This is a genomic window from Amycolatopsis sp., from assembly GCF_025464955.1.
GTDB lineage: Bacteria > Actinomycetota > Actinomycetes > Mycobacteriales > Pseudonocardiaceae > Amycolatopsis.
Map to the genome: position 1 here is coordinate 1 of NZ_JAODNM010000078.1, position 5,247 is coordinate 5,247.

Consider the following 5,247-nt stretch of genomic DNA (forward strand, 5'->3'; position numbering starts at 1 on the left):
CGGTGCTCTTGGAACGACAACTCCCGCTCCGGTCTCTCCGGCGGATCCTTCGGCTCCGGCCCATCCGGATCCAACGTGTCCAACAGCCGGTCGCCGGCCTTCTTCACTTCGACCGGGGACGCGTTAACGGCGAGGTTGACCAGGATTTTCTCCGCCGCCACCCGATCCTCCTCCGACACCGTCGCCGGGATGGCCGTCATCGTTTTCATGATCACGTCCACATGCGCGGGAGTGAGGGCACCGGCCAGTGCCGCAAGACCGGTCAGGGGTGCGACTGCGGGGATCTCTGTCCCTCGATGGCGTACAAGGAGTTGGTGCCGCGGGCACGGACTACGATCTGGCGTGCTGCGGGCTCGGTCATCCCCGTTGTATGCATCAGCCACTGCACCGCGGAGTTGTACTGGTGCGTGGCCTTGATGCCGTCGGTCTCGGTTTTGGTGACCACGAGCCCCAGCAGTGCGGTGTACCGGTTCATTTCCCGGGTGATGACCCGGGCGTAGTCGACCAGTGTCGCCGGATCGGCACGCCGGATATCGGCGGCATCGGGGATGGTGATCGTATCGCTGGGCACGCCTTTATTCTGCCTCGATTCGAACGTTTATGCGGAACACGTTCAGGTGGTACATGTAGTCGCGGAACGTAGTCGTCGGTTATTCGGAAAGCCTGCCACCGCAACGCAATGCGCCCGCTCGTCTCCTGCAACTGCTTGCCACGTCACTCACTCATACAACGGGTTGACGAGCGCGGTTGCTTAATGTGGTCGGCGAGGCTATCCGTGCTGGCGCCGCAACGGGAGTCCCTTTCAGTCAGCCAAAACACACCAGCAGCACAAGGGCCGACCCGCTCTCACCCGCGCACCCCCTACTGAGCAAGACCATTAGGACATGCCCAGCTCCTCGTCGAGGAGGGCGAACACCTCGTCGTCCGAAGCCGTATCGAAGTCGACCTCGTCCTGATCTGGCTTCGCGGCACCGCGCCCGGCCGCCCACTTCGTCCGCAGGACCTCAAGCCGTCCGGCCACCTGCTTGAACACCTTCTCGTCGACGGTGACCGCGCCCAGCACCTGCTCCAGCTTGTCGAGCTCGGCCAAGAGCGATCCCTCGCCGGTCGGTTCGCCGAGTACGAGCCGGCCGCGCAGGAAGTCCGCGAGCTCTGTCGGCGTCGGGTAGTCGAACACGAGCGTCGCGGGCAGCCGCTGTCCGGTTGCCACACCCAGGCGGTTGCGCAGCTCCACCGCTGTCAGCGAGTCGAAGCCGAGTTCCTTGAACGCGCGGTCCGGTTCCACGGTCTCCGCACCGGCGTGCCCCAGCACCACCGCGACCTGACTACGCACGAGGTCCAGCAGAGCCTCCGTCCGCTCGGCCTCGCTCAGGGTCGACAGGTGCTGGATGAGCCCGTCGGCCACCTCGGGCCCGGCTACCATCCGGCGCGCCCGCCGCTTGACCAGGCCCTGTAGCAGCGGAGGAACCTCGCCGCGGCCGCCGAGCATCGGCAGGTCCAGCCGCAGCGGCAGGACGACCGGTTCGTCGGCCCCGATCGCGGCGTCGAACAGCGCGAGACCATGCTCGGCCGACAGCGGTGGCATCCCGGAGCGAGCCATCCGGGCCATGTCCGGCTCGGACAGCATCCCGGTCTGGTCCCATGCGCCCCACGCCAGCGACACACCCCGCAGGCCGAGTCGGCGCCGGTGCTGCATCAAGGCGTCCAGGAACGCGTTGCCCGCCGCGTAGTTTCCCTGTCCGGCATTGCCGAAGGTGCCCGCGGCCGAGGAGAACACCGCGAAGACCTTGAGATTCGGGAGAAGCTCGTGCAAGTTCCACGCCGCGTCCACCTTCGGCCGCAACACAGTGTCCAACCGCTCCGGGGTGAGAGACCCGATCACACCGTCGTCGAGCACACCAGCGGTATGCACCACCGCCGAAATCTCGTGCCGCGACAACGCCTCCGCCAACGCGGAACGGTCCGCGACATCACAAGCCGCGACGGTCACGTCGGCACCCTGATCGGACAGGTCGGCGACGAGCGCTTCCACTCCGTCGGCGGCAAGACCCCGTCGGCTGAGCAGCACCAGACTGCGGACGCCCTGCGCGGACACCAGATGCCTGGCCAGTACCGCGCCCAGCCCACCGGTGCCGCCGGTGATGAGCACGGTGTCTTCGGCGTTCCACACCACCGGCCGCTCCGGCACAGCGACCCGGCCGAGCCGCGCCGCCCGGACCTCGCCGTCCGCGAGCACCAGCTGTGGCTCGTCTGCCGCCAACGCCCGCGGCAGCAACACCGCACCCTCGGCGTCGAGGTCGACCAGCCCGAACCGGCCTGGGTTCTCCGACTGAGCGGACCGCACGAGACCCCATGCCGCCGCTCCGGCCAGGTCGGCGCCGGACATCGCACCGCGAGTGACGAAAACCAGCCTCGAGTCGGCGAACCGCTCGTCGGCCAGCCACTCCTGCAGCAGGCCCAGTACTTCGGAGGTGATCGTGTGCGTGGACTCGACAACCCGGTCATCGCCGCCGACCGACACGAGCACCAGCTCGTCGGTGCCCAGCGACGCCAGGTCCGCATACCGCTCGACGGGCAGGTCCCAGTGCTCGGCGAGGCCGAACGGGTCCGAGCCGACGATGGCAACCGACGTGGCCACTCCGTCAGCCGGGACTGGCACCCAGTTCAAGCCGAACAGCGAGTCGCGCTCGGCGCCGGTGTCGCTGAACTGCTCGGGCGAGATCGCCCGCACGACCAGCGACTCGATCGACGCCACCGGCGCGCCGGCGGTGTCCGCGACGGCGATCGCCATCGAGTCACCGACCGGGCGAAGCCTGACGCGCACCGCCGAGGCTCCTGTCGCATGCAGCGAAACGCCCTCCCACGAGAACGGCAGCCCGCCGCCACCGTCGCCGTTTCCGGCGAGCATCCAGGCATGCAGGACGGCGTCCAGCAGTGCCGGGTGCAGTCCGAACCCTTCGTCCTCGGCGTCCTCGGTCAGTGCCACCTCGGCGAAGATGTCCTCACCGTCGCGCCACACCGCTCGCAGGCCCTGGAACACCGGGCCGTATTCGAAGCCGATCTCCGCGAACCGCTCGTAGCAGCCGTCAACCGGGACCTGTTCTGCCTCCGCCGGCGGCCAGATGGTCGCGTCGAACGCCTCGATTTTCGCGCCCGTAGCGAGGAAACCGGTCGCGTGCTGAGTCCATGGCAGCTCCCCGGCGCCTTCAGGCCGGGAGTGGATGCCGACCGCGCGACGACCCGCGTCGTCCGGGGCCTCCAGCGTTACCTGCAACTGGACGGCGCCATGCTCCGGCAGCATCAGCGGTGCCGCCAGGGTCAGCTCTTCGACCCGGTCGCAGCCGACCTCGTCGCCCGCGCGGATGGCCAGTTCCACGAATGCCGTGCCGGGCAGCAACACCCGGCCCATCACCACGTGATCGGCAAGCCACGGGTGCGACCGGAGCGACAGCCTGTTGGTGAACAGGAAGCCTTCCGAGCTGGCGAGTTCAACCCCCGCACCCAGCAGCGGATGCCCGGCGGCCGTCAGGCCCAGTCCGGCGGCGTCGGTGGCCCGGACCACGGCCTGCGGCCAGAACCACTCACGCTGGAACGCGTACGTCGGCAGCTCCACCCGACGCGCGCCCGTGCCGGCGAAGAACCCGGCCCAGTCGACCTTCACGCCACTCACGTGCAGACGCGCCAGCGCCGTCACCGCGGTGACCTCTTCCGGGCGGTCCTTTCGCAACACCGGCACGACCACAGTCTCCGGCGGCAAGGACTCCGCCGCCATCGCCGACAGCACGCCGTCCGGCCCCAACTCCAGGAATGCCGTCACGCCGTGTCCGGCCAGTGTCGCGACGCCGTCGGCGAACCGGACGGCTTCCCGCACGTGCCGCACCCAGTACTCGGGCGTGCACAGCTGGTCGGCGGCAGCCAGCTCGCCGGTCAGGTTCGACACCACCGGAATCTCCGGCGCTTGGAACGACAGGCTCTCCAGCACGTCCCGGAACTCGTCGAGCATCGGATCCATCAGCGGCGAGTGGAACGCGTGGCTCACGGACAGACGGCTCGTCTTACGACCCTGCTCGGCCAGCCGTGCGGCCACCTCGCGCACCTCGTCCTGGGCGCCGGAGAGCACCAGCGAGGTCGGGCCGTTGATCGCCGCGATCGCGATTCCCGCACCCAGCAGCGGCAAAACCTCTTCCTCGGTGGCCTGTACTGCCACCATCGCGCCCCCGCCCGGCAGGACCTGCATCAGGCGGGCCCTGGCCGCCACCAGCGCGCAAGCGTCCTCCAGCGAGAACACCCCGGCCACGTAGGCGGCGGTCACCTCGCCGATCGAGTGTCCGGCGACGAAGTCGGGCCGGACGCCCCAGGACCGCACGAGTCGGTAGAGGGCGACCTCGATCGCGAACAGGGCGGGCTGCGCGGTTCCGGTGTCGTTCAACACTTCCGGGTCCTTGCCCGAGATCACGTCGGCCAGCGGCTGGTCGAGGTACAGATCCAGGTCCGCCGCCACCTCGTCGAACGCCTCGGCGAAGACCGGGAACCGCTCGTACAGTTCGCGGCCCATGCCGAGCCGCTGCGAGCCCTGTCCGGAGAACAGGAACGCCAGCGAACCGTCGACCGCGGCGCCCCGGGCGACCTCCGAGACACCCTGTTCGGTCGCCAGCAAGACGGCACGCCGATCGAACACCGTCCGGGAGCTCACGAGTGAGAACCCGATGTCGACTGGGGACTGTCCATCTACAAAGGACGCAATGCGGGCGGACTGTACCTCCAGCGAACCCTCGGACTTGGCCGACAGCACCCACGGCACGACGGCCGGCACCACTCGCGGCTCCTCCGGCGCGACAGCGGGCGGTGCCTGCTCGATGAGCACGTGGGCGTTGGTGCCGCTGATTCCGAAGGACGACACGCCGGCCCGTCGCGGGCGGTTGATCTCGGGCCACTCGGTCCGCTCGGTGAGCAACTCGAGCGAGCCAGCGGACCAATCCACATGCGACGACGGAGTGTCCACATGCAACGTCGGCGGCAGAATCCCGTTCTTCAGTGCCATGACCATCTTGATCACACCCGCGACACCGGCAGCAGCCTGGGTGTGGCCGATGTTCGACTTGATCGAGCCCAGTAGCAGTGGCGTTTCACGGTCCTGGCCGTAGGTGGCCAGCAGCGCCTGCGCCTCAATCGGATCGCCCAGCGTGGTGCCCGTGCCGTGCGCCTCGACAACGTCCACATCGGACGGCACGAGACCGGCGCCTGCCA

At 68.8% G+C, this 5,247-nt stretch carries 3 protein-coding genes; all 3 read right to left on the bottom strand.

Translation table 11 applies throughout. The annotated features are described in order from the left end of the window. A partial coding sequence (locus JWQ81_RS17375) for a DUF222 domain-containing protein (RefSeq protein WP_297542718.1) occupies nt 1-284 on the bottom strand: 284 nt, incomplete at its 3' end. After that, entirely contained in the window at nt 263-571 is a 309-nt protein-coding gene (locus JWQ81_RS17380) for a hypothetical protein (RefSeq protein WP_297542714.1), read from the bottom strand. The genes JWQ81_RS17380 and JWQ81_RS17375, both read right to left, overlap by 22 nt. 306 nt (nt 572-877) lie before the next feature. Continuing rightward, nucleotides 878-5,230 carry a type I polyketide synthase gene (locus JWQ81_RS17385; RefSeq protein ID WP_297542716.1) on the bottom strand — a complete coding sequence of 1,451 codons (4,353 nt, stop codon included), beginning with the start codon at nt 5,228-5,230 and terminating at the stop codon, nt 878-880. Nucleotides 5,231-5,247 lie beyond the last annotated feature (17 nt).